Source organism: Emticicia sp., from assembly GCF_043780375.1.
Taxonomy (GTDB): Bacteria; Bacteroidota; Bacteroidia; order Cytophagales; family Spirosomataceae; genus Emticicia.
This window is the reverse complement of the sequence record NZ_JAYWCU010000129.1, coordinates 1-4,157: the sequence shown is the minus strand read 5'-3', so window position 1 is coordinate 4,157 and position 4,157 is coordinate 1. Positions and strand designations below refer to the sequence as shown.

The window sequence follows — 4,157 nt, the reverse complement described above, 5'->3', positions numbered from 1 at the left end:
GAAATTTGTCTTTTTCATTCATTAACTTTATTGCTTATTCAGAGCATGCTTAAACTTTTACAAATTCGCTGATTATTGCTTTTATCTTAGCCTTACTTTTTGTCTTGAAACAAAAAGTAACAAAAAATTCAAGAAGATTTAAACTCGCTATCGCTCAAACAGTAAATTTTCGGGCTTGGCTTCTAAAAAAATAACTTTAAATCGCTTCTGTATTTAAGTTTGTGATTGATTTATAAAGTTAGTACATTATTTCTTCACACCAAATTTGCTTTCTGTTCCTTTGATTAATCTCTGAATATTTTGTCGGTGAGTATAGGCCAAAATAATGAAGAATAGCCAAGCCAAAGCAATATAATAGGGGTCAGAAATATCATTCCACAGTTTCAAAGAAACTTGAACAGGAAAAGCCAATGCCCCCAAAAGCGACCCCAAAGAAACATATTTGGTCAGAAAAACTGTGAGAATAAAAACAGCAATACAACCCAACGCAGCCATCGGAAGCACCGCCACCACTACTCCTATGGCAGTAGCCACTCCTTTTCCTCCACGAAATTGAGAAAAAACTGGATAAATATGACCCAAAACGACCAAAATCCCCATAACCATTGGAAGTAGTTCATTATCACTTTTTAAAAAATATGGGATCAGAGAAACAGCAAGAAAACCTTTGAGAAAATCAAAAATCAATACAATGATTCCTGCTTTTTTACCAAAAATACGGAGAGAGTTAGTTGCTCCTGCATTGCCGCTTCCATGCTGGCGAATGTCGACTCCGTGAAAGATTTTACCGTACCAAACGGCCGAGGGTATAGACCCTAACAAATAGGCAAAAATAGCACTCGCAACAATTAAAGTCATTTGTAGATGTTGATGAATAGATTTCTGAAAGTACAAAATTATAAAAAATTGTGATATTTCAAGTTGCTATTATGATAAAAAACGCATAAACAACTGACTATTAGTTATTTATGCGTTTTAAAGTATTTTAAAAATTGTATATTAAATGCTACATTCTCGTTATACCCTTTCGTTTTAGAGCTAAATCATGTGCTGTATCATAATATGACCGTAGATTTGTCCAGTCAAATACTTCTGAAATATTCTCCACTCGGTTTCTTTGGGTGATACGGTCACGGCGATTCATGGTTACAAATTTGAAGAGTATATCTGCCAATTGGTCGGCTGCTTTGTCGTAACTTTTCTTTTTGCGATTCACCACATACACACCAACGCTGTCATAATCTTTCATTAATTGTATCATAAAATCGCCAAAGCCCGACAAATCACTCGTTACTGTTGGAATTCCACGAACAACGCATTCTAAAGGTGTATAGCCCCATGGCTCATAATAGCTCGGAAAAACCCCCAAATGACACCCTCTTACAAACTGACTATATTCCATGCCAAAAAGTGGATTAGTTGGCGAAATAAAATCTGGATGGTAAACAAATTTCACTCGGTCTTGCTGATGATTTAGCAAATTGGTTTCTTTTAAATATTCTGTAATTTCATCTTCTTGTTTAAGTAAATGAGTAACTGTTTGAGGAAGCTTTTTGGTTTTCCAAGTCTGAATCGTACGGCGTAATCGCAAACGCCAATATTCGTCCACAAATTCATTCAAATCTGGTAGATTAGGATTATCATTGGAAGCCGAAGCATGAAATAAATGCTCTCCTACTTGCTTTTCTATCGACTCACAAGTTTGGCGAATTTCCTCCATTACCGCCCTTGATTGTAACACTTCTGGGTTTATCGAATGTACAGGATTTTTGGTGATAATAAACATCACAACAGTTGTATCTATGCCAGCCTGTACTAATTTAAAGTTTAGTCGTTTCAAGGCTTCGAGGGTCAAATCGTAGCCTTTGTTTCTAAATTCATAACGTCCTGATGTGAAAAAGTATAAAGTATTATCCAAATCCCAAGAATAACTTTGAAAGAAATGCCCCATCACAAACTGGTGGATTTTTTCTTTGTATTTCAAGTGTAAGTTCTGAAACTCGTGAGTTGCGGCAAAACGAGTAACGTTCAAACCATTAGGCAAAATCAAATCACAAGTTCGACCAAAAAATACTTCACATTCTTTGGCAGTTACATCGCTTACCGTAGTCAAAACATGTGATTTCTGAGCTGCTAAACGCTCAATTTTTGCTTGAGCTTCTATGCCATAATGCTTGGCCTCTACTTCCCAATTATAAGAAGAAAGTTTTTCGTAAAAATCAGCTTCATTTCCTGCAATATAACGCCCAAGCATGGTTGCATGAGTAGTAAAAACTGTTGAAATTGGCACTTTATCAGTACGAATATCAATCAAAGGAGTAGCAACCATCCACTCATGGAAATGGGCGATAATATCATTTTTATTGCCATAGGTCTCGCCAAATTCGGTCAAGAATACACGAATCATTTCGCCCAAAACAATTACTTGGTCAACTAAGGGGTCGGCATTTAAAGTCGAGATTTGGTGTTTTTCCCAAAGATTATGCTTGAAATCATTACTATTTTTCAGTAAGTTTTTAAAATCAAACAAAACGATTTTTGGCTTGCCTGTTACTAACCAACGCCCATAATGAACCTCATAGCCCATCTGTTGCATTTTCTTTACTATTTTGCCAAATGGAGATTCGTCGAGGTCTTCAATAGGCTCAAACTCTATCAGTGCAGTACTCGGAAAATACGGGCCAACTAAACAATAGTTTTCGCCCCACTGCTCAACCATTGAAGGCACTTTTGAACGAATAACAGTGTAAATCCCACCAACTTGGTTACAGACTTCCCAAGCAATTTCCATCAACATCGGCTTCTTTTGTTCACGTGGCTTGATGCTAACAGTTTCTTCTGATTCTTTTTTAAGTTTTGGGGTGGTTGCCATGAGGGTTAAAAATTAGTGATAACTAAGAGGTGAATTAGGCTAAAAAATTTAATAATAGCAATAAAAAATTTAATTTTTCAAACATTTTAGCTGCGATTAAAAGATTTTTAAGATTTGACGTATTTTTTGCTTAATTTTCTTGTAACAAAGCTATCACATTCATCCTTTCGTTCAGTAAATATTCATTATTTTTTTATCTCTGAACGCTCAAAATACTGATTGATGGTTTTTTACGTTTTTTATTATGGTGTTTAGTTTTTCGTGGAAGGAATTGTTATAAAATCTTAAATTTTGGTGTAATTCCTCTATACCAAAGTATTTTCTTAAATTTGGGGGACATTTGGCAACAAAACATTTATGAAATATTACAGTGTAATCGTTATTTTTTTATTATTGGCTTCGTGCGATGAAAAAAACTCTCAAAAAAAATCACAAGTATCTGATAGTGAGTGGTTTAGAGAATATTGGTATAAAGGAAATGCAGAAATTAGTAGTTATGATTTGCAACAAGCCCAATATGGAAAATTGAATAAAGGCGAGGCAATCATGATATTTGTAACCGAAGATTTTCGGTTGGATAAACAAGTGAAATTAGAATCGGATAATAAAGAACTTGCTACGACGGTTCTGAAACTGAACTTTATCAAAAAGTTTGTTACAGGAATTTATGATTACTCGATGTACACCTCAGTTTTCACGCCTGTACAAACGAACACGTTTCCTTCAACTTTGAAAGTTACCAATACGAATCAAGAATGGTGTGGACAAAGCTTTTTACAATTAAATTACCGACAAAATGGCTATCAACTACTTGGAAAATCATATTTTGAAGAAGAAGTAGAAGAAGAAAGCCATATTGATAATGCTGTTTTAGAGGATGAATTATGGGCCAAAATCCGTCTTTTGTCGATAGAAGAACTACCAACTGGCAATATGTTTGTTATTCCAAGCATGACATCCTTACGTCTTCGCCACAGGAAAATTCAAGCCGAAATGGCCAAAATTAGCTTAGAACCTTATGCTGGCGATTCTACTTTTAGAGGTCAGAGTCTTATCCATTATAAGATTAGTTACCCCGAAAGTAAGAGAGATTTGAGCATATTTTTTGAAAAAGAGTTTCCACATCAGATTGTAGGTTGGGAAGAAACCTACGAAACAAAAAATAAACTCTTAACCTCAAAAGCAGTAGACATTTTTAACATATTTTTTCTTTGATTAGTATAATTTTCTGACAATCCAGTCTAAAATTATACATTGAACAAGCTGTAAACATCAAATTTTCTCT

3 protein-coding genes are annotated in these 4,157 nt (G+C 34.9%); 1 reads left to right on the top strand and 2 read right to left on the bottom strand.

Features of this window, described 5'->3' with window-relative positions; genetic code table 11:
• Nucleotides 1-246 precede the first annotated feature (246 nt).
• A complete protein-coding gene (gene plsY, locus ACH2CJ_RS10405) occupies nucleotides 247-858 on the bottom strand; it encodes a glycerol-3-phosphate 1-O-acyltransferase PlsY (RefSeq protein WP_394992686.1) in 612 nt (203 codons plus the stop codon).
• A gap of 148 nt (nucleotides 859-1,006) precedes the next feature.
• Nucleotides 1,007-2,872: a glycogen synthase gene (locus tag ACH2CJ_RS10400; RefSeq protein ID WP_394992684.1), complete on the bottom strand. Its 1,866-nt coding sequence runs from the start codon at nucleotides 2,870-2,872 to the stop codon at nucleotides 1,007-1,009.
• A gap of 357 nt (nucleotides 2,873-3,229) precedes the next feature.
• Between ACH2CJ_RS10400 and ACH2CJ_RS10395 the strand changes: the two genes are divergently transcribed.
• Nucleotides 3,230-4,087: a hypothetical protein gene (locus ACH2CJ_RS10395; protein WP_394992682.1), complete on the top strand. Its 858-nt coding sequence runs from the start codon at nucleotides 3,230-3,232 to the stop codon at nucleotides 4,085-4,087.
• Nucleotides 4,088-4,157 lie beyond the last annotated feature (70 nt).

Coding starts and splice junctions, on each gene's coding strand:
- ACH2CJ_RS10395 (WP_394992682.1), top strand. CDS start 3,230: ATGAAATATTACAGTGTAATCGTTATTTTTTTATTATTGGCTTCGTGC.
- plsY (WP_394992686.1), bottom strand. CDS start 858: ATGACTTTAATTGTTGCGAGTGCTATTTTTGCCTATTTGTTAGGGTCT.
- ACH2CJ_RS10400 (WP_394992684.1), bottom strand. CDS start 2,872: ATGGCAACCACCCCAAAACTTAAAAAAGAATCAGAAGAAACTGTTAGC.